This is a genomic window from Arthrobacter sp. ZGTC412 (genome assembly GCF_002929215.1).
Taxonomy (GTDB): domain Bacteria; phylum Actinomycetota; class Actinomycetes; order Actinomycetales; family Micrococcaceae; genus Arthrobacter.
In genome coordinates this window covers 331,727-357,947 of sequence record NZ_PJII01000003.1, presented here as the reverse complement: position 1 = coordinate 357,947, position 26,221 = coordinate 331,727, and the positions used below count along the sequence as shown (strand labels likewise).

Below are 26,221 nucleotides of genomic sequence, written 5' to 3'. Positions count from 1 at the left end.
TGAATGACGCCTCTCTAGGGGTTTCCCACCTGAAGCAGGGGGAGTTCGAACTTGAAATGACTTGGAAAGTTTCTGTCACCAGCCTGGCTGCCTTTGCGCGGTTGGAACAATGTGAATCAGCAGGAAGCAAAAGGAACTAAACTCAGTAAACGATTTCTAGCAAACACCCACTGTGACTGTCAAGACAATTTTGGAAACCGCGAGTCGAAGCAGGGGCAGAAAGTTTCTTTACTTCTTGCCGTATTTTTCTGATCTGGCTATGCTGATTCCCACATCCCTGAAACGCCCCAAACTGGAGGTCCGCTTGGCCCACCACACCCGTCCCGCTGAGGCACAGGGCACGACTCCCCAGGAACAACCTCCCGCGACCCACAACACGGCTCTTCGACAGCCTGCCAACCTTGCGCCCCGGCCTTATCTCCATCCGATTCTGTCCAAGGCGGGCGTTGTGGTCACGGAGGCTGAGCCGGGGGACCACCCGCACCATCTGGGGCTGTCCTTGGCGTTATCTGATGTCAACAACACCAATTTCTGGGGCGGCTCAACCTACACGGCTGATAACGGACCCATGCACCTGGCCAACCACGGAAAGCAGCAGCCGCAGGGCTGGCAGTCCACGCCGGGGCAAGAATTCGGCCATGTGTCCTGGTTATCGAACGATGGCGGGGAACTCGCGGTTGAACAGCGCCGAATCCAGTACTTCGCACACCCGGAGCCCGGGAGCTGGAGCCTTTCGTTGTCCTCGGTGATCGTTCCGGCACCGGGCGTGCAGAAGTTGGAGGTGTCGTCGTCGGCCGTGAAAGGGCGGCAGGGCGCCGGGTATGGCGGGATTTTCTGGCGCTTTCCCAGGGGCAGCGCCGAGCCGATTGTCCTTTCCGACGCCGGCATCGGCGCCCATGCTGCGCACGGTTCACTCTCACCCTGGCTTTCGGTCAGCATGGTGATCGGCGACGCACCGGTGAGCGTTGTGCTCGCACAGGAACCCGGCCGCCTGCTTCCGTGGTTCATCCGGGCCGAGGGCTACCTTGGGGCCGGGCCGGCGGTGGCGTGGGCGGAACCCACCGTTGTGGACCAAGACAATCCGCTCAAGCTCGCCCTGCACGCCGTCATCCACGACGGACAAGTGTCCACCAGCGCCGACGCCCTCAGAATTCTCAACCAGCACCCCCGAACCCGCCACAGCTCTCCCGACAGGACATCATGACTACCCGGATCCCCGCCCCCCTCTACCGGAACCCCATCCTCAATGCCGACTGGCCGGATCCGGACGCCGTGCAGGTGGACGGCGTTTACTACCTCATCGCCTCAAGCTTCAACCGGGTGCCCGGGCTGCCGGTCCTGCGCTCCCGGAACCTCGTGGATTGGGAGCATGCCGGCCACGCGCTCACCTCGCTGCCTCAGACCAGCCACTACTCCCTGGTGCGCCACGGGAGCGGTGTATGGGCTCCCTCGCTGCGGCACCACGACGGCCGCTTCTGGATCTTCTACCCGGATCCTGACCACGGCATCTTCGTGCTGAGCGCGGAAAGGGCTGAGGGTCCCTGGACTGCCCCACATCTCCTATACCCCGGCCGCGGGCTCATCGATCCCTGCCCTTTGTGGGACGACGACGGCCAGGCCTACTTGGTTCACGGCTGGGCTCAGAGCCGGATCGGCGTCAAAAACCGGCTCACGGTGCACCGCATGAGTCCGGACGCCAGCAGGCTCCTGGACCACGGGACCCACGTGATCAACGGGGCAGACCTGGCCGGCTACACCACCCTGGAGGGGCCGAAGTTCTACAAAAGGGACGGCTGGTACTGGATTTTCGCTCCGGCCGGCGGGGTGGCTACCGGCTGGCAGTCGGTGTTCCGCTCAGGGTCCCCGTTCGGGCCCTACGAGGAGCGGCGTGTCCTGGAGCAGGGGAACACCGGGGTCAACGGTCCGCACCAGGGAGCCTGGGTCACCAGCCCTCGGGGCGAGGATTGGTTCCTGCACTTCCAGGACCGCGGCCCCTACGGCCGGGTGGTGCACCTCCAGCCCATGGGGTGGACCGAGGACGGCTGGCCGTGGATGGGGGTCCGGGATCCCGACGGCGGACCGGGAACCCCGGTGATCACGCACCCCTACCCTGCGGGTACCTTCGCGGAGGACGTGGCGCCGCCGGCCGGTGACGACTTTTCATCGACGCGGCTGGGGCCGCAGTGGCATTGGCAGGCGAATCCGCAGGATGACTGGGCGCACCAATGCGGGGGCGGACACCTGGTCCTCAAGCCGAAGGCCAATGATCCGGTGAACCTGCGCGAGCTCCCCAACCTGCTCGGGCAAATCTTGCCGGGCACCCCGTCAACCTTCGCCACCTCCCTGGAGCTGCAGGACGTTCCGGTGGGAACCCGGGCAGGCGTTGTGGTGCTGGGCCTGAAGTACGCATGGCTGGGCATCATCAAGACAGCCAGCGGCTATGTGCTCGGCGATGGCACCGGGGGAGAGGGGCCGCACGAGCAGCGGCTGGGCCGCAAAACCGCCCTGCCCGGCTCCCGGATAGAACTGCAGATCCGAACGGACGGAACGCCCCGGTCCACCTTCGCCTGGCGTTCAGGGCCGGGCGAGCCATGGGAAGTCCAGGGCTGGAACTTCGAGGTGGCCAAGGGGCAGTGGATCGGGGCTGAGCTGGGCATTTTCGCCACGTCACCGCTGGGCTCCCAGGAGAGCGGCAATGTTATCGTGGGACCCGTGCGCGTGGACATCGCCCCAGCGCGCCGCACCACCGCCCCCCAACTCGCCGCCGCGACTACATGACCCCGAGGACCGCCCCTGTGACCGCCACTCCGCGTCCCAAGATCGCTGACGTCGCGGCAGCAGCAGGCGTATCCGTGCCCACTGTGTCCAAGGTGCTCAACGGCCGGACCCACGTCTCTGACGCCACCCGCGCCAGGGTGCAGCAGGCGCTGGAGGAGCTTGATTACTCCAAGCGGCCCGTGGCAACCGCGCAGCCGGGCGTCCTGCAGCTGGTGGTCAATAACTTCGACTCACCCTGGGTCCTGGAAACCATGGCCGGAGTGGAAGCGGCTGCGGATCGGCTGGGCTACGCGGTTGCTTACGCGCGCGCGGAGCATGCGACCGCGGAACGGTGGCGCAAGCTGCGCGAACCCTCGGTCAACCGGCTCGACGGCGTGCTGCTGCTGGCTCCCCGCAAAGGTTCGCGCCTCGTTACGGTGCTTCGGACGCTGAAGATTCCCGCCGTCGCCATCGACCCGGAAGGAACGGAAGGGCTGGCCATCCCCAGCGTCAGCCCGGCGTCGTTCTCGGGGGCACTCGCTGCCGTCAGCCACCTGCTGGGCCAGGGCCACAGCAGGATCGGCATCATCACCGGCCGCAAGCATAGTCCCGGGCATGGCCGGGCCCGCTACGCAGCCTACGCCGCTGCCCTTCACGAGGCCGGGCTGCCGGTCCTGCCCGAGCTGGTCCAGGACGGCGATTTCAGCATCGAATCAGGAATGCGCCTGGGCGGGGAACTGCTGGACCTGCCCCAGCCGCCCACCGCCATCTTCACGGGCAGTGACTTGCAGGCCCTGGGCGTAATGAACGCGGCCGGGCAGCGCTCGCTCCACGTTCCGAAGGACCTCAGCATCGTGGGCTTTGACGATATCGCCCAGGCTGCATTGACATCGCCGCCGCTCACGACGGTCCGCCAGCCGCTGGCACAGCTGGCCTCCATGGCCGTGGGGATGCTGACCGAGCAGCAGGACCAGCCTGGGTCCGTCGTTCCCACTGCCCTGGAAGTGGCAACGGAACTGGTGGTCCGGGGAACTACGGCCCCGCCGGCACGCTAAAGCAGCTGCTACTTCGCCTGCAGCACCAGGTTCTTGAGGTCGTCGAGGGTCTGCTGCATGTGGGCGTCCATGGCTTCCCTCGAGCGCGAAGCGTCACGGGATTCCAGTGCTTCTGCGATGTTTTGGTGATGCCCGATGGCGTGCTCCTGGATTTCACGGACCGCTGAGGTCTCGGTCCTTCGCTTTTCCAGCACCCGGTGGAGCGGTTCGAACAGCACGGCCACAAAGACGTTTTCGGATGCATGCAGGATCAGGTCGTGGAATGCCAGGTCCGCTTCCACGAAGGCGGCAACATCGTTCACCCCGTGGGCGGCGCGCATGGCGGCCACGTGGCCGTAGAGCGTCTGGACATCGGCGTCGCTGATGCGTCCCGCCGCGAGTTCACATGCCCCGGTCTCCAGCATGCGGCGGAGTTCGATGAGCTGGACCGATGCTTCTGCCTCGTTTTTGCCTTCGGAGGCTGCGCGCAGCACGGCTTCGAGCGAGGCCCACCGGTTGAGCGGGTTCACAAAAGTACCTCGGCCGCGCTCCACGCTCAGGATGTGCTGGGCCTCGAGAGTCTTCATGGCTTCACGGACGGTCATCCGGCTGACTTCGTGCCTGGCGCTGAGTTCGTGCTCGCCGGGAACGGTGGCGCCAGGCGGAAATTCGCCCGTAATGATGCGGTCAAGAAGCTCATCAGCCACCTGGCCTACCAGCGACTTCCTTGCCATTGCTGCCCCCATTGATGCCTTTGTGGATATGTCAGACAAGTCTACTTGCGCGTCCTTATGTCCTGTGCCACACTAGCATTCAAATGCAAGATGTCAGACATCTTACAGTTTCCTTTACATCAGGATCCGCCGCCCGGATTCATACACAACGGAGTGCACTGTGACGCTTGAAGCAGACGTTCTGGCCGCCTATCCGGCCGAGGTCCGGATTCCCGCCGAACTGGTGGCCAGCACCCTGGCTGCCTCGAACGCGGGGATCCCGCGTGTCCTGGTAGTGCTCGACGACGACCCCACCGGTACGCAGTCCGTGGCAGATTTGCCCGTGCTCACCCGCTGGGACGTGGAGGACTTCATCTGGGCCTTCGGCCAGTCCAAGCCCGCCGTGTACGTCCTCACGAACACCCGCAGCCTGGACCCGGCAGAGGCCGCCACCCGCAACGAAGAAGTAGTCCGCAACGCCCTCGCTGCCGCCGGATCCGCCGGGGAATTGCGCCTCGGATTCGTCAGCCGCAGCGATTCCACCCTCCGTGGCCACTACCCGCTGGAGCCGGACGTCATCGCCGCCACCGTGGCGGACGTCAGCGGAGAAAAGACCGACGGCGTAGTGCTGGTCCCAGCCTTCCCCGACGCCGGGCGCGTCACCATCGGCGGCGTCCACTACATGCGCGGCACCGGCGACGCAACCGGCACCCTGACGCCGGTGTCCGACACCGAGTTCGCCAAGGATGCCACTTTCGGCTTCACCACCTCCGTGATGGCCGACTACGTCGAGGAAAAGTCCCAGGGCCGCTTCGCCGCGGACTCGGTCATCGTCCTGGACCTCAACATCATCCGCGCCGGGGCAGCAGCCGAACCCGTCGCCGGGGATGCGGCAGCCAGTGCACAGGTCAGCGCCAACGCCATTGCCGATGCCATCGAGAAGGCCACGGACTCCACCCCGATCGTGGCCGACATCGTCACGGAAAATGACCTCCGCGCCCTGTCCCTTGGCCTGGAAGAAGCAGAACGGCGGGGCAAGAAGCTCCTTTACCGGGTTGGCCCGCCGTTCGGCCGTGCCCGCATCGGCCAGGAGATCCGCGGCGAGCTCAGCGGCGCCGAAGCCTACGCCGGCAACACGCCGTCCGAAGCCGGCGGGCTCATCGTCGTCGGTTCCCACGTTGGCGTCACCACCCGCCAGCTCAAGGCCCTGACGGAACAGCACAGCGCAGCCCGCATCGTCGAGATCGACGTCGAAAAACTCCTCCGCGCCGACGCCGACGCCTACCTGGACCAGACCGTGGACACCGTCGTCGAAGCCCTCCGCGGCGGCGACGTCATCGTCCACACCAGCCGGCTGCTGATCAAAACGGACGACCCCGCCGAAAGCCTGCGGATCGCGCGCACCGTGTCCGCCGCCGTCGTCACCGTAGTGAACCGCACCCTGAAGACCTTCCCGCCGCGGTTCGTCATCGCCAAGGGTGGCATCACCTCCTCGGACGTTGCCGCGCACGGCTTGGAGATCCGCCACGCCATTGTCCGCGGCCCCATGCTGCCGGGCATCGTCTCGCTCTGGGAGCCGGTGGACGGCCCCGCCAAGGGCATCCCGTACATCGTCTTCGCCGGCAACGTGGGCGATGACCAGTCCCTCGCTGACGTCACCCGCAAGCTCAGCAAGACCTTTTAGTACTTCCGCCAGCACCAGTCCCGCACAAATTCAATGGAGAACATCATGACCAGCAATTACACCGTCACTGTCCTGGGCCTCGGCGCCATGGGCCTGCCCATGGCCACCCGCATGGCCTCGCAGCTGACCGTCCACGGCTTCGACATCGCCGAACCCCGCCTGAAGCTGGCCGAAGAAGCCGGCATCGCCACCTTCGCCACAGCCCGCGAAGCAGCCAAGGGCGCCGACGCAGTGCTCCTGGCCGTCCGCAATGGCGAACAGCTCAATGACGTCCTCTTCGGCGAGAACGGCGTGGCCTCGGTGCTGGAGCCGGGTGCCGTCGTCATCCTGGGCAGCACCGTGGGCACCGAAGCCATCCCCGCCACCGTGGCCAAGCTGGCCGAATACGGCGTCGAACTCGTTGACGCCCCGCTGTCCGGCGGCCCGAAGCGCGCCGGCGAAGGCGACCTGCTGATCGTCGTCGGTGCTTCTCCTGAGGCCCGCGAGAAGGCAGCCCCCGCGCTGGAACTGCTCGCCTCCACCCTCACAGTGGTGGGCGACAAGCCCGGCGACGGCCAGGCCCTGAAGACCGTCAACCAGCTCCTGTGCGGCGTCCACATAGCCGCCGCCGCAGAAGCCATGGCCCTCGCCGACGCGCTGGGCCTGGACCAGGCGAAAACCCTCGCCGCCCTCGAAGCCGGTGCCGCCGGTTCGTTCATGCTGTCCAACCGCGGCCCGCGCATCCTCGAGGCCTACAACGAGGAAGGCGCTGAGGTCCTGTCCCGCCTGGACATCTTCGTCAAGGACATGGGCATCGTGGGCAAGGCCACCCGCGCCGCCGGCCTGGCAGCCCCCGTTGCCGCCGCCGCCGAGCAGCTTTACCTGCTGGGCCAGGCCCAGGGCCTCGCCGCCGCCGATGACTCCGCCGTCATCAAGGTCGTCGCCCCCACCAAACGCACCAAGTAGTAGCAAGCCACCACCCCCAGAACGTACGACGGCGGCGGTCCCCCCTCCGCCGTCGTCGTACCCACCCAGCTCGCTAGTCTTAACTAGCGATGTCAAAGGAGACACACGATGAGCGCACTAGCTCTTCTGGCCATAGCAGTGGCGGGCGTCGCCCTGCTGCTCGTGGCCGTTATCAAGTTCAAAATCCCCGCCTTCCTTGCCCTGCTCGTGGTCAGCGTCGCCGTTGCCCTGGTGGCAGGCATCCCGCTGCCGGACATCATCAAGACCGTTACTGAAGGCATGGGCGGAACCCTTGGGTCCGTAGCCATCCTGGTGGGCCTCGGTGCCATGTTGGGCAAGATGATCGAAATTTCCGGCGGCGCACAGTCCCTCGCCGGCAAATTCACCCAGTTGCTTGGACCGCGCAGGGTCATCGCCGCCTTGACCTCCGCGGCCTTCCTGCTGGCCATCCCGGTCTTCTTTGACGTTGGATTCATAATCCTGATCCCCATCATCTACGGATTTGCCAAGGCTGCCGGGGTCAACCCGGTCAAGATCGGCCTGCCCGTTGGCGGAATCATGCTGGCCATCCACGTTGTTGTCCCGCCGCACCCGGGCGTCGTCGGTGGCGCCGGAATCCTCGGTGCAGACATCGGCTGGACCACCATCATCGGCCTCGCCCTCTGCATTCCCGTAGGCGTCCTGGGCTACTTCGTTGCCCGCCGGCTCAACCGGCGCGACTTCGCTATGCTGCCCGCCACCGCCGAGCAGTTCCGCCTCTTTGGCACCGGCACCTCACAGGTCGAGCAGGAAGCTGCCCAGGGCACTTCCAACGTCGCCGTCAAGAGCGAGGTCAAGACGGCTCCCAGCCCGGCAATGATCATCACCCTGATTGTCCTTCCGATCCTCATGATCATGGTGGGAACTGTCGGCGCGGTCATCCTGCCCAAGGACAGCTTCGCTTCTCAGTTGGCTGCCTTCGTCGGCGCCCCGCTTATTGCGCTCCTCACAGCCCTGGGCCTGGCCTACTACTTCCTGGGCATCCGCCGCGGCTGGTCCTCGCAGCACACCGGCGAGGTCATGGACTCCGCACTGGCTCCCACCGCCATCGTCATCCTGGTAACCGGCGCCGGCGGCGTTTTCGGCAAGGTGCTCACCGTATCCGGCATCGGCAAGGCCCTCGCGGAAGGCCTTCAGACCGCCGGCCTTCCAGTCATCGTGATGGCCTTCGTCCTCGCGGCCATCCTGCGTGCATCGCAGGGGTCCGCAACGGTGGCCATCATCACCACCTCGGGCCTGCTGGCAGCGTCCGTGGCGGACGGCGGCTTCTCACCTTTCCAGACGGCACTCATCCTCGTAGCCATGGGCTTCGGCGCGCTTGGCCTCAGTCACGTGAATGACTCCGGTTTCTGGATCGTCACCCGCTTCCTTGGCCTCTCGGTGGCAGACGGGCTCAAGACCTGGACCGTGCTCACCACCATCCTGGGCCTGGCAGGGTTCGCGCTCACTTTCCTGGTCTGGATCCTTACCGGCGGACTCACGGTCTGATGCGTGCCCGACTCGACCACCTGGTCACTTCCGCCCTCCAGCAGGGCTCCGCCGTCCCGGCCTTCACCTGCTACGACTTCACCACCGCGCTGGCCGTGGTGGCCGCCGCTGAGGAATCCGGCCGCGGAGTCATCCTGCTGGTGGCCCCCAAGACGGCCGCGACGCCCAACGGCCTGCGCCTCATCGGAGCCCTCCGCGGCCTCGCCGATGCAGCTGCCGTGCCCGTGGCCGTGCAGCTGGACCACGCAAGTGACCTTCAGGTTATGGCCGACGCCGTCGCGGCAGGGGCGGATTCCGTCCTCGCCGACGGTTCGTCCCTTCCTTACGAGGACAACATTGCCTTGGTCCAGGCGGCCCGCGAACTGCTGGGACCCGACGTGGTGCTGGAAGCCGAGCTGGGCGGCCTCGCCGGGGACGAGGACCGCGCCTTTAGCGCCGACCAAGCCGGCGTAGCAGTGGCCGGGCTGACGGATTCGGCCCAGGTGGAGGAGTTTGTGTCCCGCACCGGCGCCGAACTGCTGGCGGTCGCGGTCGGGAACGTCCACGGCAAGTACAAGGGGGAGCCGCAGCTCCGCTGGGACGTCCTGCAGGACATCGCGGTGCGGACACACATACCGTTGGTGCTGCACGGAGCCTCCGGGATCCCTGCAGAGGAGCTGGTGAAGGCCGCCTCCATGAACGTTGGCAAGGTCAACTTCAACACTGAGCTTCGCACCGGCGTCCTCGCCACCTTGGAGGAGCAGCTGCCAGCGCACCGGTCCGACGGCGAGAACCTCCAAGGCCTCCTGGGCCACTGGAACCAGTCCGCGGGCAGCTTCGCAACCACAACGCTGGCAACGCTTACGCGCTGACGTGCACTCGAAAGAGGGAGGCCAGGATCAACCCATGATCCTGGCCTTCCTTCTTTTGCGGCCGGAAGTACCTCCGCGCGGCTGCAACCCAGGGCGCCATGCCGCTGCTCGCCGTCGTACTGGGCCTGGCTGCCCTGCCATGTGACTCCCGGGACCCTAAACGACCGGACGGCATCCCTGCTCATGCTGAAGGGTAAGCCGGGGCATTGCCAGCGGGGTGAAGTAGTGCCAGTGTCGAACCATGACCGAGAACACGATGTCCACCGAGGATAAGTTCGCCCCCGACGTCTCGCTGAGGCGCAACGACGCGCATCACCGCTACGAGCTGCATGTGGGCGGCAAACTCGCCGTCCAGTCCTTCTACCGGGACCTTCCCGGCCATATCGACTTCAGCCACACCGAGACGTCGCCGGACTTCGAAGGCCAGGGCCTGGGCAAGGTCCTGGCCCACTTCGCGCTGGATGACGTGGTGGCAGCCGGGAAGCGGATCATCCCGCACTGCCCGTTCATTGCTGGCTACCTTCGCCAGCACGAGGGCTACGAGCAGTGCGTGGACTGGCCGGACAGCCCGGCGACGAACGGCTCAGGAGCTTAAGGGGCCTACACCAGTAACAGCCAAGAAAACTATTCCTGCCCGCGGACCCCGTTACGCGTTATTGTGCCGCAGCGCCGGGTACCTTTTCTGGGCGCGGTCTTGCAGAGGGCGCACGCTTTTGAATGCGCACCCCTTTTCAGGGCGCAGCGCACACCGGGAAGGAATCCGGGATGAATCACCAGGAACAACTGTTTGATGTGGCTGTAATCGGCGGCGGACCGGCCGGGCTCAGTGCAGGGGTTGCCCTCGCCAGGGCGTTGCGGTCCGTAGTAGTGATAGACGCCGGCGGGCAAAGGAACCTGCCCGCAGAAGGCGTGCACGGTTTCCTCACCCGTGAGGGCATGAGTCCCAGGGAACTCCTGGCTGCCGGACGGGAAGAACTGGCGGAGTATGGCGGGGCAGCCATCACTGGGGTTGTGAAGTCTGCCAGGCGCGACGGCGACAACTTCGTGCTTTCGCTCGACGACGGCTCAACCTGCACCGCCCGCCGGCTGCTCATCACCTCGGGGATCCAGGATGAGCTCCCCGACCTGCCGGGGGTGGCCGACCGCTGGGGCCGGGACGTCCTCTATTGCCCTTATTGCCACGGCTGGGAAATCCGGAACCAAAAGGTGGGGGTGCTGGCCTCCGACGCCCACGCGGTTCTCCAGGCCCTGACCTTCCGGCAGTGGAGCCCGGATGTGACCCTCCTGCTCAACGGCGAACTGGCGCTCAGCCCGGGCCAATCGGAACAGCTGGACGCACGGTCCGTCAAGGTGGCTGATGGCCGGGTCCGCGGGCTGGTGGTCCAGGACGACAAGCTCACTGCGGTCACGCTCGACGACGGATCGGCAGTACCGATGGAAGTGCTGGTGGTCAGCCCCGCAGCCGTCAGCAAGGCCAACATGCTCCAAGCCCTGGGGCTGGAGCCCGATGACCTGGAAGAGGGGCCGGGCACGCACCTGCCGACCGACGAATCGGGGCTCACGTCCTGCCCGGGAGTCTGGGCCGCCGGCAATGCCACGGACGTTTCCGCCCAGGTAATGACGGCGGCGGCTGCCGGACTGAAGGCTGCAGCCGCCATCAATGCGGACTTGGTTTTGGAGGATACCCGGTTGGCGGTGGAGGCGGCCAGGGCCTCCGTTGCCCGTTAGCTGGCCAGGGCGTGCAGGCTGGCTGCCGGGACATCGATGGTGAAACCGCAGGCGCAGCGGTAGGTGTCCACGCTGGCGGCCCTGGAGCCTGCGCCCACCGGAATGACACGGGCGCCGTCAACGTGGACGGGCTGGTACAGGGGTGTGGCGTCCGGATCCACCAGCTGCATTGGGGCGCGGCAGTGCATTCGTGAATTCAGGGTGACCAGCAGCCCCGCATCCACTGGACGGATGAAGCTCAGTGAGGCTTCTGCTCCTGCTTGGTGCTCCGCAGGAGCCCCTGGCTGGTCTTCTGTAACGCTGGTCATGATGGTCGTCCTTGGGCTTCTTCACGGTACTGCCGGCGTTGGCAGCCCCGCCGCGACTGCTTGCGGAGGTTCATATACTGCATAACCTAAGCATGCTTACTAATAGTGGGGCAAATCCGTGTGGTCCACGGCATATCCGGCTTAGGCCCCGCCCGCTCCTAGCCGCGCCGGCGCTGCCACTGGGTTGCGTGCCACAGCAGCAGACAGATGACGGCAATGATGCCGCCCAGGATTGCGTATGGGGCAAGGCTGAAAATCACGAAAGGCAACGGCATCGCTCCGCTGGACGGTCCGATCGCCAAGTTGGCGTTGAGGAAAGCCGATACGCCGCCGCCTATCAGCGCGGCAGCCATCAGCCAGAGAACCACAATGAACGGGTTGATGCCGCGGCTCACCGTGCCTGTCGAATCTTCCCCTGCTTCAGATTGGACCCTCTCGACAACCGGTTTCCCGTCCTGATCCACTTCCCGGAATCCGACCGCACTTCCCGACTGCTCCACTTTTCCCCCAATTGATGCGCGGCTTAATACGCAGCCCGTGGCTGCTGGTAGCCCAACCTTAGCGCTGGCAAGGCGTGCCGTCTTGTCGCGTGGCGAAGCTGGGTGGCGGGACATTCTGCGGGAGCAGTGGCTCGGCCCGCCAGTCAATGACGGCTGGTGAGGCGAAAAATCACCGGAATCAGAAGGTGGCGGACAAATACATCACGAAAGTTTGATTAAAAGGCTGTCCTAAGTAAGGCTTGCCTTTACACCTTGGATAAACGCCGACCGAAGGAAAACCAGTGCCCTTGATGCCCCGCCTTGACGAGTTACAAATGGAGGACCCGCCCAACAGCCCCGAGCCGTTGGGCCCGGACTTTGGCTCCCGGGTGGAACTCGCCCTCGGGGCCACTAACCACCTCTTCAACGCGCGCAATTCACCCCGCTATGTGGCACAGGTGCTGCAGGGTGTCACGGCCGTGGCCACCAAGCTGGAGCGGACCACGCGCCCTTTCACCGGGGCCGCGCCTTCGGAGTTGCGGGCCCGGGTAAACGCGGTGGACCTCGGAACGCCGCTGCCGGACACGGCTGCAGCGCTGCAGGAACTCGAAGACGTGTACCTGCGCGACGCCGTCTACTTCCACGACGCCAAGTACGCCGCCCACCTCAACTGCCCGGTGGTCATTCCCGCGCTGGTGGGTGAGGCCGTCCTGTCAGCGGTGAACTCATCGATGGACACCTGGGACCAGAGCGCAGGCGCCACCATGATCGAACGCCGCCTCGTCGACTGGGCAGCGCAAAGGCTGCACCTGGGGAGCAATGCCGACGGGATCTTTACTTCCGGCGGCAGCCAGTCCAACCTCCAGGCCCTGCTGATCGCCCGCAATCACGCAGTGGCCGGGCTCCGGCAGGACGCGTCCCGGAGCAATCTCCGGCTCCCGGCGCTGCTGGACACGCTCCGGATCTTTACTTCCGAGGACAGCCACTTCAGCATCCGGAAGTCGGCGTCCATGCTGGGCCTGGGGTTCGACGCCGTCATCACGGTTCCCTGCACGACTGACCACCGCATGGACCCTGCCGCCCTCGCGGAGGCCATGGCGGAAGCGCACGACGCCGGCCTGTCGCCCATGGCGGTCGTGGCAACCGCAGGGACCACCGACTTTGGCGCGGTTGATCCGCTCGCGAACCTCGCCGCACTGGCGCGCGCCTACGGTGCCTGGTTTCACATCGACGCCGCGTACGGCGGCGGCCTGATGGTTTCCGGCCGCTACCGCCACCTTCTGGACGGAACCCGGCTGGCCGATTCGGTCACCGTGGACTTCCACAAAACCTTCTTCCAGCCGGTCAGCTCCAGCGCACTGCTGGTCCGTGACCGCGCCATGTTCCGCCACATCACCTACTACGCGGACTACCTCAACCCTGAAAGTGCCGCGCTGGCCGAGATCCCCAACCAGGTGGACAAAAGCATCCAGACCACCCGCCGCTTTGACGCACTCAAGCTCTGGCTGACCCTCCGCATCATGGGCGCGGATGCGATCGGCGCCCTGTTCGATGAAGCCATCGACCTTGCTGCCCGCGTCGGCTCGCTCCTCGCCGCCGAGGACGACTTCGAACTCGCCGCCCCACCCCAGCTCAGCACCCTGGTCTTCAGGTACCGGCCACGACTGGAATCCGGCGGGCGGCTCTCCGAAGACGCTGCCGATGCCCTGAACCCGGCCATCCGCGCCGCCGTCTTCGCTTCCGGGGAAGCTGTGGTTGCCGGGACGAAAGTAAGAGGGCGCCACTACCTCAAGTTCACCCTCCTCAACGCCGAGGCCACCCTTGAGGACATCGCCCAGATCATTGACCTCCTGCGCCGCACGGGCGCCGGACTGCTGCAGAGCAAGGTATCCGCATGAGCCGCATCTATGACTTCGCCGCAGTCGGCGCCGGACCTTTTAATCTGGGCCTCGCCGCACTCACCGAGCCGGTGGAAGGAGTAAACGGCATATTCCTGGAGCGCCGGGAATCCTTTGACTGGCACCCCGGGATGATGCTGGAACCGGCCCACCTGCAGGTTCCCTTCATGGCGGACCTCGTCACCCTGGCCGACCCCACCTCGCCCTACTCGTTCCTGAACTTCCTCAAGCAGACCGGCAGGCTCTACCGCTTTTACATCCGCGAGAATTTCTACCCCCTGCGTGCCGAGTACAACCAGTACTGCCAGTGGGTGGCGGGGCAGCTGCCCGCCGTCCGTTTTGGCACAGCTGTGCTGGACTTGGCGTACGACGACGGCGTGTACCGGCTTTCCGTCTCGGGTCCGGAAGGGCCGGAGGTGCTGCTGGCACGGCGGCTGGTGCTGGGCACCGGGACGTCCCCGTACGTTCCGGAGGCCGCGGCCGGCATTGTGGCCGAGGCCGCTGCCGGGGGCGGGGGAGTAGTCCTCCACAACGCCGATTACCTGGCACGGAAGGCGGAACTGCAGCAGCAGGGAAGCATCACCATCCTGGGCAGTGGCCAGAGCGCTGCCGAGATCTACTGTGAGCTGCTGCAGGAATCGGACGCTCACGGCTACCAGCTGAACTGGGTGACCCGCTCCGGCCGGTTCTTCCCGCTCGAATACACCAAGCTCACCCTCGAGATGACCTCGCCCGAGTATGTGGACTACTTCCACGGGCTTCCACAGCACCAGCGCGACCACCTCAACAAGACCCAGAAGAACCTCTATAAGGGCATCAACTCCGATCTGATCGACACCATCTATGACCTGCTCTACACCAAGAGCATCTCGGGCATGGTGGACACCAGGTTGCTGACCCATTCGACCCTGACCGCTGCCCACTGGGACCCGGCGGCGGGGACCCATACCCTGCAACTCCAGCACGGGGAGCAGGGCACGTCCTACACGCTGGACACCGAAGCGGTGGTCCTGGCCACGGGTTACGGCTACCAGGAACCTGGCTTCCTGGCGGGCATCCACGACCGAATCGCCCGGGACGCCGCTGGGAGGTTCGCCGTGGACCGGAACTACAGCACCGGCGTCGAACCCGGAGAAATCTTCGTCCAGAACGCCGAACTCCACACCCATGGATTTGCCACCCCGGACCTGGGCATGGGCGCCTACCGCAACTCCTGCATCCTGAGGGAAATCGCCGGCCGCGAGGTATACCCGGTGGAGCGCAGCATCGCCTTCCAACAGTTTGGAGCGCCCGTGGATATTGCCGCGCCTATGGGTATTGGAGCGCCTTCAGATTCTGGGGTGTCCCGGGAATGTGGAAAAGGGGTGCCGGCATGAGGTTCACGTTCCGCGGCCTCGACCCAAAGGCAGACGCGCCGCTCCTCCACAGTTGGGTGACCCAGCCCTACGCCTCGTTTTGGGAGATGCTGTCCGCAAGTGTGGACGACGTGATGGTGGAGTACACAAAAATCCAGGCCAGCGGCCACCACCATGCATTGCTGGGGCTCGACGGCGGTGTCCCCGCCTTCCTGATGGAGGAATACCTTCCAGCGTCCTCACCGCTGGCGCCGGTCTACCCCGTCCTCCCCGGGGACCTGGGCATGCACCTGCTGGTGGCGCCGCCGTCGGAAGGACCTGAACCTGGTTACACCACCGCCGTTATGGACGCCGTCCTGGACCGGCTGTTCGCCAAGCCCGGAGTGGACCGTGTCGTGGTGGAACCGGATGCGCTGAACACCAAAATCCACGCCCTCAATGAACGGCTGGGCTTCCAACCCGCCGGGGTAGTGACCCTGCCGGACAAGAACGCGCTGCTGAGCTTCTGCAGCCGCGACGACTACCTCGCCGCCCGCAGGGCCCTCGGCACCCTTTCCATCCCCGTCCCCCAGGGAGCTTCACTGTGACGATCCACCTCAACTCCGCCATACCTGCCAACAGGGCCACCGCCGTCGGGAATGCCGCACCCCACCTCGACAGGGAACGCTGGGACAGGGCAAACCGGCACGTGCTCCGCAAAGCGCTCGCGGAGTTCTCCCACGAGCGGATCCTTGCCCCGGAACCGGTCGGCAACGAAAGCGGCAGCTACCGGGTGCGCAGCGACGACGGCACCCACGAGTACCGGTTCAGCGCCCGGGTCCTGGAACTGGACCATTGGTCCATCAACGCCGATTCCATCCGCTGCTTCCAGGACGGCACCGAAGCACCGCTGGACGTGCTTGAGTTCATCACAGCGTTCTCGGGCACCCTTGGCATCAACCTCCAGATGCTCCCCGTGTACCTCGAGGAGATCAGCAGCACCTTGGCAAGCCACGCCTACAAGCAGTGGGCCGGCCAGTCGTCGGCCGCCGAACTTGCGGCGGGGGTCACTGGTGGACTGGACCGCGCAGCCGACTTCCAAGCCATCGAGCGGAGCATGACCGAGGGCCACCCGTGCTTTGTGGCCAACAACGGACGCTTGGGTTTCGGCCTCAACGACTACCGTGCCTTTGCTCCCGAAACCGGTGCCCCGGTGCAGCTGGAATGGATCGCGGTGCACCGCAGCCACGCCGTCTTTACGTCGACTGCCGGGCTGGACTACCGGGCCCACCTGGAAGCTGAACTCGGCCCGTTGCTGGGCGATTTCGACGACGAGTTGCGGTTGCAGGGCCTGGACCCGGACCAGTACTTCCTGGTGCCCGTGCACCCGTGGCAGTGGGAGAACAAGCTCACCGTGACGTTCGCGGCGGAAATTGCCCGGCAGCGCATCGTCCATCTGGGCACGGGACGGGACACCTACCAGGCTCAGCAATCCATCCGCACGTTCTTCAATACCAGCGCTCCGGACCGCCACTACATTAAGACCGCCATGTCCGTGCTGAATATGGGCTTTATGCGCGGGCTGTCACCGCAGTACATGAAGGCGACCCCCGCCATCAACGACTGGCTGCGGAACCTGATCGAGTCGGACGCCGCCCTCCGGCGACGCGGCTTCACTATGATCGCTGAACTGGCCGCAATCGGCTACCACAACCTGTATTACGAGGCCGGGTCCGCCAAGGGCTCGCCCTACCGGAAGATGTTGTCCGCACTGTGGCGCGAGAGCCCGCTGCCGCTACTTCGGGATGGACAGCAGTTGGCCACGATGGCGTCGCTCCTGCACGTGGACTCCGAGGGCAAGCCGATGGTTTCCGCCTTCATGGAGCGCTCCGGGCTAGCGCCGGAGGACTGGCTGCGGCGGTACTTCGAGGCATACCTGGTTCCGCTGGTGCACTGCCTGTACCAGTACGAACTGGCCTTTATGCCGCACGGCGAGAACGTCATCCTTGTCCTTGAGGACGGCGTGCCGGTCCGGGCCATCATGAAGGACATCGCCGAGGAAATCGTGGTGATGGGGGACAAGCTGGACCTGCCCGAAGAGGTGTTGCGGATCAAGGCGGACATTCCGGACGGTGAGAAGGTGCTGGCCATCTTCACCGATATCTTCGACTGCATCTTCCGCTTCCTGGCCGCACTCCTCGAGGAGGACGGCAAGCTCTGCCAGGAGGAGTTCTGGCGCACCGCTGCTGCCGCTATCAAGGAATACCAGGCCCAGCATCCCGAGCTGGCGGCCCAGTTTTCACGGTATGACCTCTTCGCCGCAGACTTTGAGCTGTCCTGCCTCAACCGGCTGCAGCTGCGCAACAACCAGCACATGCTGGACCTGGCGGATCCCTCCGGCGGGCTGCAGATGGCGGGGCGCCTGGCGAACCCGTTGGCGAGGTCCGCCGGGAAGTAGATCGACAAAGACGCCCCGCAAAGCCGGCAGTGCCGGCAGTGCCAGCAAGGCCAGTTAGAAGGCCGCTAGCAGGCGCTGGTGGCTAGGCTTGCATCATGACTGCAGACATCGCCGGAACAACAGCCCTTATCACCGGTGCCAGTGCGGGCCTGGGCTCCGAGTTCGCACGCCAGTTCGCTGCCCAAGGCTGCAACCTGGTGCTGGTGGCGCGGAACCGGACCCGCCTCGAGGAAACCGCGAGTGGCCTGGAACGGCGCTACGGAATCACGGCTGAGGTGCTGCCCGCCGACCTGACGGACGACGCCGGCGTGGCCGCCGTCGTCGAACGCCTGTCGGATCCGCAGCGGCCGGTGGGGATCCTGGTCAACAACGCAGGGATCGGGCTGCTGCACAACTTCGAGGACAACCACATTTCGGCGGAGAAGAAGCACCTGAAGCTGCATTGCGAGACGGCCATGGAGCTTACCCATGCTGCGTTAAAGTGCATGCTGGAGCGGGGCGGTGGCCGGATCATCAACGTGGCGAGCATCGCCGCGTTCCTGCCCAGGGGGACTTACTCCGCGGCGAAGGCGTGGCTGGTGAGCTTCAGCCGCTGGGCCAACCTCACCTACCGTCGGCGCGGCGTCAAGGTCACCGCGGTATGCCCGGGGTTTACCCACACCGAATTCCACGACCGGATGGGAATGGACAAGTCAATCGCGCCCTCGTGGGCCTGGCTGAACGCAGAGCGGGTGGTGCGGGAGGGCCTGGCGGACAACGAGCGCGGCAGGGCGGTGTCCATCCCGTCCAAGCGTTATAAGGCAGTGGCGGCGGTAGCGAGGGTGGCGCCGGCAAGGTTAGTGGCGGGACCGGCGCGCAAACCCAAGTAGAACTGCCGGGTTGCGCGTACCCGCCCGCCGCACTACCACCACCACCGCGATTCCCACGAGTGCACCCACCAGCGTCTCGACGCCGCGTTCCAGGATCAGGACTGCGGGGTCGATGGGGTCGGCGAGCTGGGTCATCAGGAGGATTACCGGCGTAAAGGAGACCATGGCCAGGCCGTAATGGCGGGCCATGAACAGCTCGGTGGTGAACTGGAACAGGATCACCAGCAATGCCAGCACCACGGCATGCTGGCCGGGGAACAGCCCTGCCAGGGACCAGGTGCCGGGCATGATGACGACAGCGGTGACCGCCAGCCCCACGAACGTTCCCACAATGCGGTGGATCCCGCGCCTGACGCTGCTGGGGAGGTCGGCGCCGGCAAGAGGTACGGCCGCGGCTGCCATGGCCCAGTGCGGGTGGCCGGTGCCGGACAGGACTCCGACCGTTCCCGCAGCCCCGACGGCGAGGACGTACCGCGCAGCGTGCACCAACAACTCAGAGCGGCTGGCGGGCTGTTCCGCAGGAGCGCCCCGGACGGCCCCGCGCTGCCAGGACCTATGGCGGATCCAGCCGCCGAAACCCACCAGAATGGAGAAGACCGCAGACCCTGCGGCGATGAGCATGGGGACCTGCCAGGGAGACTCCGTGGGTACCGAGGCGCAGGCTCCCAGTGCGAGGATGCCGAAGAAGGGCCCGTTGGGTTTGAGCCGGACCCGGTCCGCGAACACTGATCCCGCACCGGCCAGCACCGCTTCGACGGCGACGAGCCACCAGGAGTGCAGGTGGTTGACCGACAGGAACAGGCCTACTGCAACCCCGCCGAGCAGGACTACCGCGGCCTGGGCCTGGTGCCGGATACGAAGCTGGTGCGGTTCCGAACGACCGTACATGCCGGTCAGGGCACCGAACACGGCGTACATAATGAGGTCTGTGCGGCCCGCCGCCAGGAGCAGGAGCGAGGGAACTGCAACGCTGATGGCTACCCGCAGGGCTGCAAGGTGATCCCGGTTGGCCGGCTCCAGCCGGTGAAGGGCGCGCACCTGCTCCACAAGAAGCTTCACGTTGCACCGTCCCTGCTTGTCACTGGAGCCTTTTCGAGCCTTTCGGAACGTATCACCGGCAGCTCCATCCGGGCCATTTCCAGGGCGGTACGGGACATAAATCGACATAGCGGCAAGGCCTAAAGCGGCAAGGCAAAGGCCCGTCCTGCCCAGCTTCCGCGGAAGCTGGGCAGGACGGGCCGGGAGCGTTGCTACAAGGTCTGCCCCGTGGGGGACTGCCTGGATGCTGTCGCCTGCCTGGTTGCCCGGCTAGACCTGGGCGTGAGCCTTTGCGGCGGCACTGGCGTCCGTGACGTCCTGCGCTTCGAACGGGAGTTCGTCAAGGTCGATCAGCGGGTTCTCATCCTGCGTGGCCACCAGTTCGCGGGCCTCTGCCTGGGTGTCCACGCTCGGCATGGAGCCTGGCAGCGGGCGCTGGGCTGATTCCTTCAGGAAGTAGATGGCGACGGCGCCCACCAGGGAGGTGCCCATCAGGTAGTAGGCAGGCATCATGTCGTTGCCTGTGGCACTGATGAGGGCTGCCACTATGAAGGGCGTTGTTCCGCCGAAAATAGCCACCGCGAAGTTGTACGCAATACCCATCGCGCCGTAGCGGCTTGCAGTCGGGAACTGTGCCGGCAGGGCGGAGGCCAGGTTGGCCACGTAGAACGTCACCGGGAACGCGATCAGGCTTAGTCCCAGCAGGGTGGACCAGACCTCGCCGATGCCGATCAGCATGAACGCCGGGGTGGCCAGGACAACGGTGCTCAAGGCACCGATCCACAGCACCGGGCGGCGGCCGATCCGGTCAGAGAGCTTACCGGTGAGCGGAATGCACAGGCTCATGACGACGAGCACGGGGATCGTCAGCAGGGTGCCGTGGACCGGATCGTAGCCCTTGGACTCCGTCAGGTACGTCGGCATGTAGGACGTCAGGGCGTAGCCTGCGGTGTTGGCGGCGGCCACGAGGACCATGGCAATGATGAGTGAACGCCAGTAGGCCTTGACGATGCCAACCGGGCCCTTGGACGCGGCGGTGTCTGTGGCGGTAGCGTCCTTGGCGAGGTCTTCCTGGGCGTCCAGGGTGGCCTGGAACTGCGGGGACTCCTCGATCTTGTTGCGGAAGTAGACCGCGATGAGCCCCAGCGGGCCGGCGATGAGGAACGGTATTCTCCAGCCCCACTCTTCCATGGCGGTCTGGCCCAGGGTCAGCTGCAGCCCGGAGACGAGGGCAGCGCCAAGCGCGAAGCCCAGGTAGCTGCCCATGTCCAGGAAGCTGGCAAAGAAGCCGCGGCGCTTGTCCGGGGCATATTCGCTGACGAAGGTGGTGGCACCGGCATATTCACCGCCGGTGGAGAAGCCCTGCACGATCTTGAGCAGCACCAGCAGGGCAGCAGCCCAGAGACCGATCTGCGCGTAACCCGGGAGCAGGCCCACGGCAAACGTACTTGCAGCCATCAGCATCAGGGTGGCGGCGAGGACCTTCTGGCGGCCCACCTTGTCGCCGAGCCAGCCGAAGATCACGCCGCCGAGAGGGCGGGCAATAAATGTGGCGGCGAAGGTTCCGAGCAGGAACAGAGTCTGGGTGGTGGGGTCGGATTCCGGCAGGAAGACAGGCCCCATGGTGGTGATGAGGTAGCCGAACACGCCGACGTCGTACCACTCCATGGTGTTGCCCACGATGGTTCCGCCCAGGGCTTTCTTCAGCATGGGCTGGTCAACAACGTTGACGTCCGACTCCTTGAGCCGGCGGCGCTTCAGTATTTTCGGCTTCCGCGGGCCCTTGGCAGCCGAGGCTGCGGTGCCGGGGGGTGAAACTGGGTTGGTTCCGGAGGCGTTGTACTCGCCTGCGGAAGAGTCGGTGATGCTTCGGTCTGTGGGCATTTGGGTAACTCCCGTGGAGGTCATTTGCTTGCGACTTGTAGCTGCCCCGCTCCGGGCAGGCCTTCAATTTTACGCGAATGCCATGGCGCGGGTGTGCTTGATGCCGTAGGGTTGCCCCTTTTAAGGGCCTTTAGTGCAGGTATCCAAAAGTTTCTTTCCCGGCTTTTCCCGCGCCAGCACTGGGATCGGTGACCTCCGGCGCCATTGTTACCGAATCTTTTTCCTTTGGGGCGCCCGAAACCCCATTTAGCCCCGTATTTGCGCGGAAAAGTGACGCGGCCCACGGCCTCCGCGGCCCTTCCGCAACCCTCCCGCATGACACGGCAGGGCCGCCGTCGTTCATACCTGCCGCCACCGCCGCTCCAAGGGGTTCACAGGCGCCCTGCGCTTCCCTATGGTTGTGCCATGGGAACACTTTCTTTCAAGTAGGCGGTCGCCTGCGGCCTGGCCGTTGCCGGCCGCTCCTTCAGTCGCGAAAGGCCCGATTTTGGCCTCTATTTTTAGCACTTCATTTCATTGCGGAAAGGAAGAACAATGGCTGACGAAAACACTGGAAAACACATAGCGCCGGAGCTCGCGGATCACCTAGCGAAGGCGATGGAAGCCCCGGACATGCCTGGTGCGGCTGCCCCGCTCTCTCCGGTGGGGACGAACGGACAGCGGACCTGGCCGGACGGCAACGGTAAACGGCGGCATCCCAGGGAGCGCGGTTCCAGCCACGGCCGGATGGGGCAAGGGGCAGCCGTGACGGCGGTTCACCGTACCGGCCGGCCGCAAATGCCACACTCCTCGTGACGTTGATGCCGTAGGACTCTAAAGGGAAAGGGGACACCGGGATTATTCCGGTGTCCCCTTTCTTTCCCCTGCTGCAGGCCCTTCAGGCCTCGTCAACAACGTCCGCAGGGTCCTTGTCCAGCCGCCAGCCGCGCCACACCGGGTGGCGGAGCCGCCCCGTCCCGGTCCATTCGCTGTACGTCACTTCGCCAACAAGTTGCGGGGTTACCCAGTGCGCGTCTGCCGAGTCCTCGCGCGGAACGTCCTGGAAGGGGGACGTTTTTCGGGCGAGACGGTCCACGGTCTGCCGGAGTTCCGTCAGCTCCCGGAAACTGAAACCGCTGCCCACCCTGCCCACATAGCGCAGGGTCCGGCCGTCCGGGATGCCTACCAGCAGCGACCCCACCGAATCCTGGCGGGCACCCTTGCCGGGCCGCCAGCCGCCCACCACCACCTCCTGGGTCTGGTCGAGCTTGAGCTTGATCCAGGTCCGCGTGCGCTGGCCGCTCACGTACCGGCTGTCGGTGCGCTTGGCCATCACGCCCTCGAGGCCCAGTTCCTGCGCGCTCTCCAGGATGTGCTCCACCCGGTCCTCGAGGACCGCGGAAAGGTCCACCGGGCAGTCCGACGGGCTGAAGAACTGCTTCAGCCGCTGGCGCCGCTTGGCGAGGGGCAACGTGCGGAGATCAGTCCCGCCGTCGTACAGCAGGTCAAAAAGCATCAGCCGGACCGGGATGGCCCTGCGTGCTTTGGCCACGTCGCCGGGCCGGGTGAGTTTCATGCGTCCCTGGAGCAGCCCAAAGTCCGGTCGGCCTGAAGGTCCGACGGCGATGATCTCGCCGTCCGCGACAAACGGCTGGGGCGGCCAGCAGTCCCTGTCCGTGAACTCAGGGTAGGTCTTGCTGACGTCGTTCCCGTTGCGGCTGAAGATCCTGACTGTCTCCTCGTCGGCAACCAGGAGGGCACGGACCCCGTCCCATTTCAGTTCGAACTGCCAGTTGCTGCCCTGCAGGTCCGCCGTCGTTCCTGACGTTGCCATCATGGGCCTGAAAGCCTCGGGTGCCGCAGAAGGGGCGGGCGACGGCGGAACTTGGTTTGGCACTTCGGCTTCGGCCTTCGGCTCCTCGGCTTCCTCCGGCCCGTCATCCGGTACAGGCACGGAACGGTGCCGGCCGCCCGGATGCTCCTTGTCCATGAGGTGGATGAGCCACTGGCCTTCGGAATCCCTGCCTTGCCCGCGGCCGGTATGGATCAGCGCGAACTTGCGGGTGCCGCCCAACCCGCCGCCCTCAGAACCGGTGAGGGTAACGATGACTTCCCTGCCGTTGATCCACTTGTGCAGTTCATAGGTGCCGGTGTCCCAGATGGTCATCTCACCCGCGCCATACTCCCCTTTGGGGATGGTTCCGTGAAAAGTGAGGTAATCCAGCGGGTGGTCTTCGGTCTGGACCGCCAGATGATTTTTGCCGCCGGTATCCGGAACGCCCTTGGGCAAGGCCCAGGACACAAGGACGCCGTCGTGCTCCAGACGCAGGTCGAAGTGCAGTCGGCTGGCGTGGTGCTCCTGGATGACAAAGCTGTCCCCGCTGCCCTCAGCGCCGGTAAAGGGCTCCGGCGTCTTTTGCGGGTCGCGCATGGAGCGGTACTTGCCCAGGCGGGGATTGCCGTCGTCATTCTTGTCCGGTGTTTCCGCGTTGAGGCTCGAGGCGCGGACGACGGCGGCGAAAGGCTCATTGCCGTCCTGCACCCTCCGCAGCACCTCCTGGTAGTCCAGGTGCGTGAGGCCCGGCGTGCTGATCTCCTGCCAGGTCCGGGGCGCAGCCACCATCGGGGTGGGACGGCCTCGCAGCGAATACGGCACGATGGTGGTTTTGGCGGCATTGTTCTGGCTCCAGTCCACCAGCACCTTGCCTTTGCGCAGGGTCTTCTTCATGTCGCTGACGGCAAGGTCGGGGTGGTCCGCCTCCAAAGCCCGCGCCAGCTCGCGGGCAAATGCGGAAATCTGATCGGAGGTCTGGCTCCGGTCCAGGGCGGCGTACAGGTGGATGCCTTTGCTGCCGCTGGTGACCGGGACAGGGTCCATACCCACGTCCTCGAGGATGGTTCGGGCCAGGAGTGCCACTTCCACGCACTCCTCCAGGCCTGCACCTTCGCCGGGGTCGAGGTCCAGGACCAGCCGGTCGGGATTCAGCTGGTTGCCGTGCGAATCCACCTGCCATTGGGGGACGTGGATTTCCAGCGAGTTGATCTGGCCGAACCAGGCAAGCGTGGCGGGGTCGTTGACCATCGGGTAGTGGATGGTCCGGTCCTTGTGGGTGATGGCGGCACGCGGCAGCCAGCCCGGGGCGGAGTCCTCAAGGTTCTTCTGGAAGAACACCTCGCCCGGCTTCTCCAAAGTCCCTACGCCGTTGACCCACCGTTTCCTCGTGGCCGGCCTGCTGGCGGCAGCGGGGATCAGGACGTGGGCCACCGCAGCGTAGTAGGCGAGCACATCGGCCTTGGTGGTGCCGGTCTCCGGGTAAATGACTTTGCCCAGGTTGGTGAGGGTTAATTCCCGGCCCGCCACCCGGACACGCTCCTTAGCTGCGGCCATGGGGCTTCACCTCCGGGGCTGGGTGATGTTGACTTAGGGAATGAGAGCCATCTGGAAAGGTGCCATAGCGTTTGGCCTGGTCAACGTACCCGTGAAGGTCTACAGCGCCACCGAAGATCATGACATCAGTCTGCACCAGGTCCACAACGCCGACGGCGGCCGGATCCGCTACCAGCGCAGGTGCGAAGTGTGCAGCCAGGTCGTCGACTATTCGGACATTGAGAAGGCCTACGAGGAGGATGGCAGGACGGTGGTCCTGGCCAAGGACGAACTCAAGGCCATTCCGGCTGAGAACAGCCACGAGATCGAGGTGGTGCAGTTCGTGCCGTCCGAGCAGCTTGAACCCATGATGTTCGAGAAGAGCTACTACCTGGAGCCGGACTCCAAGTCGCCCAAGGCCTACGTGCTGCTGCGCCGGGCGCTGGAGGACACGGACCGGGTGGCCATCGTCCAGTTCGCGCTGCGCGAGAAGACCCGGCTGGGCGCCTTGCGGATCAAGGACGACACCTTGGTCCTCCAGTCCCTGCTCTGGCCGGACGAGGTGCGCGAAGCCAACTTCCCTTCCCTGGAGGCATCCATCAAGATTTCCCCACAGGAACGCGACATGTCCGCGGCCCTGGTGGAGTCCATGGCGGCTGACTTCGACCCCGCCCACTTCACCGATGACTACCAGGTGCAGTTGCGCCAGCTCATTGAGGCCAAGCTCGAGAAGGGCGACTCCCTGGATACGGACGAGACGTTTGGCGTTGAGGCGGGTGAGGGCGGCAAGGGCGAGGTTATTGACCTGATGGAGGCACTGAAACGGAGCCTGGACCGGAAACGCGGAGGCGGATCCGATGCTTCCGCCGCGGACTCGGGGGACGGGGACTCGGCCGAGGCCGCCGACGACGGGGAAGAAAGCGCCAAGCCGGCGCGCAAGAGGGCCACGGCCAGCAAGTCCACCGCCGCGAAGTCGACGGGCGCGAAGACCAGCACGGCAAAGACCAGTACTGGAAAGTCCACCGACACCAAGTCCACCGACACCAAGTCCACTGCTGCGAAGTCCACGGCGAGTAAGGCCGCTGCAAAACCTGCGGCCAAAACCACCACCAGCAAGGCAACCGGCACCAGGGCGCGCAAGCCGGCCTGATGCTCCGGGGCCGGCGCCGCCTGTTCCGTTGGTTAATGCCATGAAAAGAAACTACTAAGCCTGCTTGCTTTCCGATAGTCGGTGCCGCTTCACAGCCGGGCTGCCGGCAGCAGGTCTTCACGGTTGCCGTCTTTAGGGCTCATCTCTTTACAGCGGAGTTCGGCGAGTTCACAATGAGTCGCATCGCAGCCTCCGCTGTGCCCGCAGCGCGCTGTTCA

General features: G+C 65.4%; 22 protein-coding genes. 16 read left to right on the top strand and 6 right to left on the bottom strand.

Annotated elements, in window-relative coordinates:
* Positions 1–259 precede the first annotated feature (259 nt).
* Genes CXQ88_RS06665 through CXQ88_RS06655 form a run of 3 tightly spaced genes read left to right on the top strand, consistent with a single transcriptional unit; the run spans position 260 to position 3,812 of the window.
* Positions 260–1,204, top strand: coding sequence for a DUF6807 family protein (locus tag CXQ88_RS06665; protein WP_104043358.1), 945 nt, complete (start codon positions 260–262; stop codon positions 1,202–1,204).
* Entirely contained in the window at positions 1,201–2,778 is a 1,578-nt protein-coding gene (locus CXQ88_RS06660; RefSeq protein WP_104043357.1) for a glycoside hydrolase family 43 protein, read from the top strand. Before CXQ88_RS06665 ends, CXQ88_RS06660 begins: the two co-directional genes overlap by 4 nt.
* Positions 2,779–2,795: 17 nt before the next feature.
* Positions 2,796–3,812: a LacI family DNA-binding transcriptional regulator gene (locus CXQ88_RS06655; RefSeq protein ID WP_258061709.1), complete on the top strand. Its 1,017-nt coding sequence runs from the start codon at positions 2,796–2,798 to the stop codon at positions 3,810–3,812.
* Positions 3,813–3,820: 8 nt separating this feature from the next.
* Here CXQ88_RS06655 and CXQ88_RS06650 read toward each other — a convergent pair whose 3' ends face one another.
* Positions 3,821–4,525, bottom strand: a complete 705-nt coding sequence (locus tag CXQ88_RS06650) for a FadR/GntR family transcriptional regulator (protein WP_104043355.1) — start codon at positions 4,523–4,525, stop codon at positions 3,821–3,823.
* Positions 4,526–4,685: 160 nt separating this feature from the next.
* Here CXQ88_RS06650 and CXQ88_RS06645 point away from each other — a divergent pair, with 160 nt between their 5' ends.
* The 6 genes from CXQ88_RS06645 (at position 4,686) to CXQ88_RS06620 (ending at position 11,239) form a co-directional block, all read left to right on the top strand.
* A complete protein-coding gene (locus CXQ88_RS06645; protein ID WP_104043354.1) occupies positions 4,686–6,188 on the top strand; it encodes a four-carbon acid sugar kinase family protein in 1,503 nt (500 codons plus the stop codon).
* Positions 6,189–6,233: 45 nt separating this feature from the next.
* A complete protein-coding gene (locus tag CXQ88_RS06640; RefSeq protein WP_104043353.1) occupies positions 6,234–7,133 on the top strand; it encodes an NAD(P)-dependent oxidoreductase in 900 nt (299 codons plus the stop codon).
* A gap of 108 nt (positions 7,134–7,241) precedes the next feature.
* Positions 7,242–8,660, top strand: coding sequence for a GntP family transporter (locus CXQ88_RS06635; protein WP_104043352.1), 1,419 nt, complete (start codon positions 7,242–7,244; stop codon positions 8,658–8,660).
* Positions 8,660–9,511, top strand: a complete 852-nt coding sequence (locus CXQ88_RS06630; protein WP_104043351.1) for a class II fructose-bisphosphate aldolase — start codon at positions 8,660–8,662, stop codon at positions 9,509–9,511. The genes CXQ88_RS06635 and CXQ88_RS06630 overlap by 1 nt, the downstream gene beginning before the upstream one ends.
* Positions 9,512–9,752: 241 nt before the next feature.
* Positions 9,753–10,106 carry a GNAT family N-acetyltransferase gene (locus CXQ88_RS06625; protein ID WP_104043350.1) on the top strand — a complete coding sequence of 118 codons (354 nt, stop codon included), beginning with the start codon at positions 9,753–9,755 and terminating at the stop codon, positions 10,104–10,106.
* 170 nt (positions 10,107–10,276) lie between these two features.
* Positions 10,277–11,239: an NAD(P)/FAD-dependent oxidoreductase gene (locus CXQ88_RS06620; RefSeq protein ID WP_104043349.1), complete on the top strand. Its 963-nt coding sequence runs from the start codon at positions 10,277–10,279 to the stop codon at positions 11,237–11,239.
* Here CXQ88_RS06620 and CXQ88_RS06615 read toward each other — a convergent pair.
* Positions 11,236–11,547, bottom strand: a complete 312-nt coding sequence (locus CXQ88_RS06615; RefSeq protein WP_104043348.1) for a hypothetical protein — start codon at positions 11,545–11,547, stop codon at positions 11,236–11,238. The two genes, CXQ88_RS06620 and CXQ88_RS06615, sit on opposite strands and share 4 nt — an antisense overlap.
* 158 nt (positions 11,548–11,705) lie before the next feature.
* Positions 11,706–11,942: a hypothetical protein gene (locus CXQ88_RS06610; RefSeq protein ID WP_146069168.1), complete on the bottom strand. Its 237-nt coding sequence runs from the start codon at positions 11,940–11,942 to the stop codon at positions 11,706–11,708.
* Positions 11,943–12,337: 395 nt separating this feature from the next.
* Here CXQ88_RS06610 and CXQ88_RS06605 point away from each other — a divergent pair, with 395 nt between their 5' ends.
* From CXQ88_RS06605 to CXQ88_RS06585, 5 genes are all read left to right on the top strand, one after another.
* A complete protein-coding gene (locus tag CXQ88_RS06605) occupies positions 12,338–13,924 on the top strand; it encodes a pyridoxal phosphate-dependent decarboxylase family protein (protein ID WP_373637717.1) in 1,587 nt (528 codons plus the stop codon).
* Positions 13,921–15,300, top strand: coding sequence for a lysine N(6)-hydroxylase/L-ornithine N(5)-oxygenase family protein (locus tag CXQ88_RS06600; RefSeq protein ID WP_104043346.1), 1,380 nt, complete (start codon positions 13,921–13,923; stop codon positions 15,298–15,300). Before CXQ88_RS06605 ends, CXQ88_RS06600 begins: the two co-directional genes overlap by 4 nt.
* Positions 15,297–15,866, top strand: coding sequence for a GNAT family N-acetyltransferase (locus CXQ88_RS06595; protein WP_104043345.1), 570 nt, complete (start codon positions 15,297–15,299; stop codon positions 15,864–15,866). The genes CXQ88_RS06600 and CXQ88_RS06595 overlap by 4 nt, the downstream gene beginning before the upstream one ends.
* Entirely contained in the window at positions 15,863–17,716 is a 1,854-nt protein-coding gene (locus tag CXQ88_RS06590) for an IucA/IucC family protein (RefSeq protein WP_104043344.1), read from the top strand. Before CXQ88_RS06595 ends, CXQ88_RS06590 begins: the two co-directional genes overlap by 4 nt.
* A 95-nt stretch (positions 17,717–17,811) precedes the next feature.
* The gene (locus tag CXQ88_RS06585; RefSeq protein WP_104043343.1) at positions 17,812–18,585 is read left to right on the top strand and encodes an SDR family NAD(P)-dependent oxidoreductase; all 774 of its coding nucleotides are present in this window, start codon (positions 17,812–17,814) and stop codon (positions 18,583–18,585) included.
* Here CXQ88_RS06585 and CXQ88_RS06580 read toward each other — a convergent pair.
* Together CXQ88_RS06580 and CXQ88_RS06575 are read right to left on the bottom strand one after the other, a co-directional pair.
* A complete protein-coding gene (locus CXQ88_RS06580) occupies positions 18,553–19,644 on the bottom strand; it encodes an FUSC family protein (RefSeq protein ID WP_104043342.1) in 1,092 nt (363 codons plus the stop codon). The genes CXQ88_RS06585 and CXQ88_RS06580 overlap by 33 nt on opposite strands.
* A gap of 249 nt (positions 19,645–19,893) precedes the next feature.
* Positions 19,894–21,507: an MFS transporter gene (locus CXQ88_RS06575; RefSeq protein WP_104043405.1), complete on the bottom strand. Its 1,614-nt coding sequence runs from the start codon at positions 21,505–21,507 to the stop codon at positions 19,894–19,896.
* A gap of 534 nt (positions 21,508–22,041) precedes the next feature.
* Between CXQ88_RS06575 and CXQ88_RS22095 the strand changes: the two genes are divergently transcribed.
* A complete protein-coding gene (locus tag CXQ88_RS22095; protein ID WP_104043341.1) occupies positions 22,042–22,302 on the top strand; it encodes a hypothetical protein in 261 nt (86 codons plus the stop codon).
* 82 nt (positions 22,303–22,384) lie between these two features.
* Here CXQ88_RS22095 and CXQ88_RS06565 read toward each other — a convergent pair whose 3' ends face one another.
* Positions 22,385–24,874 carry an ATP-dependent DNA ligase gene (locus tag CXQ88_RS06565; RefSeq protein WP_104043340.1) on the bottom strand — a complete coding sequence of 830 codons (2,490 nt, stop codon included), beginning with the start codon at positions 24,872–24,874 and terminating at the stop codon, positions 22,385–22,387.
* 40 nt (positions 24,875–24,914) lie between these two features.
* On the opposite strand from CXQ88_RS06565, the gene ku reads away from it, so the two are divergent.
* A complete protein-coding gene (gene ku, locus CXQ88_RS06560) occupies positions 24,915–26,003 on the top strand; it encodes a non-homologous end joining protein Ku (RefSeq protein ID WP_104043339.1) in 1,089 nt (362 codons plus the stop codon).
* Positions 26,004–26,221: the final 218 nt, after the last annotated feature.

What these genes read in the sequence shown, in the direction of transcription:
- CXQ88_RS06635 (WP_104043352.1), top strand. Translation starts at nt 7,242, where the DNA reads ATGAGCGCACTAGCTCTTCTGGCCATAGCAGTGGCGGGCGTCGCCCTG.
- CXQ88_RS06630 (WP_104043351.1), top strand. Translation starts at nt 8,660, where the DNA reads ATGCGTGCCCGACTCGACCACCTGGTCACTTCCGCCCTCCAGCAGGGC.
- CXQ88_RS06625 (WP_104043350.1), top strand. Translation starts at nt 9,753, where the DNA reads ATGACCGAGAACACGATGTCCACCGAGGATAAGTTCGCCCCCGACGTC.
- CXQ88_RS06650 (WP_104043355.1), bottom strand. Translation starts at nt 4,525, where the DNA reads ATGGCAAGGAAGTCGCTGGTAGGCCAGGTGGCTGATGAGCTTCTTGAC.
- CXQ88_RS06595 (WP_104043345.1), top strand. Translation starts at nt 15,297, where the DNA reads ATGAGGTTCACGTTCCGCGGCCTCGACCCAAAGGCAGACGCGCCGCTC.
- CXQ88_RS06665 (WP_104043358.1), top strand. Translation starts at nt 260, where the DNA reads ATGCTGATTCCCACATCCCTGAAACGCCCCAAACTGGAGGTCCGCTTG.
- CXQ88_RS06640 (WP_104043353.1), top strand. Translation starts at nt 6,234, where the DNA reads ATGACCAGCAATTACACCGTCACTGTCCTGGGCCTCGGCGCCATGGGC.
- CXQ88_RS06600 (WP_104043346.1), top strand. Translation starts at nt 13,921, where the DNA reads ATGAGCCGCATCTATGACTTCGCCGCAGTCGGCGCCGGACCTTTTAAT.
- CXQ88_RS06660 (WP_104043357.1), top strand. Translation starts at nt 1,201, where the DNA reads ATGACTACCCGGATCCCCGCCCCCCTCTACCGGAACCCCATCCTCAAT.
- CXQ88_RS06615 (WP_104043348.1), bottom strand. Translation starts at nt 11,547, where the DNA reads ATGACCAGCGTTACAGAAGACCAGCCAGGGGCTCCTGCGGAGCACCAA.
- CXQ88_RS06565 (WP_104043340.1), bottom strand. Translation starts at nt 24,874, where the DNA reads ATGGCCGCAGCTAAGGAGCGTGTCCGGGTGGCGGGCCGGGAATTAACC.
- CXQ88_RS22095 (WP_104043341.1), top strand. Translation starts at nt 22,042, where the DNA reads ATGGCTGACGAAAACACTGGAAAACACATAGCGCCGGAGCTCGCGGAT.
- CXQ88_RS06620 (WP_104043349.1), top strand. Translation starts at nt 10,277, where the DNA reads ATGAATCACCAGGAACAACTGTTTGATGTGGCTGTAATCGGCGGCGGA.
- CXQ88_RS06585 (WP_104043343.1), top strand. Translation starts at nt 17,812, where the DNA reads ATGACTGCAGACATCGCCGGAACAACAGCCCTTATCACCGGTGCCAGT.
- CXQ88_RS06575 (WP_104043405.1), bottom strand. Translation starts at nt 21,507, where the DNA reads ATGCCCACAGACCGAAGCATCACCGACTCTTCCGCAGGCGAGTACAAC.
- CXQ88_RS06605 (WP_373637717.1), top strand. Translation starts at nt 12,338, where the DNA reads ATGCCCCGCCTTGACGAGTTACAAATGGAGGACCCGCCCAACAGCCCC.
- ku (WP_104043339.1), top strand. Translation starts at nt 24,915, where the DNA reads ATGAGAGCCATCTGGAAAGGTGCCATAGCGTTTGGCCTGGTCAACGTA.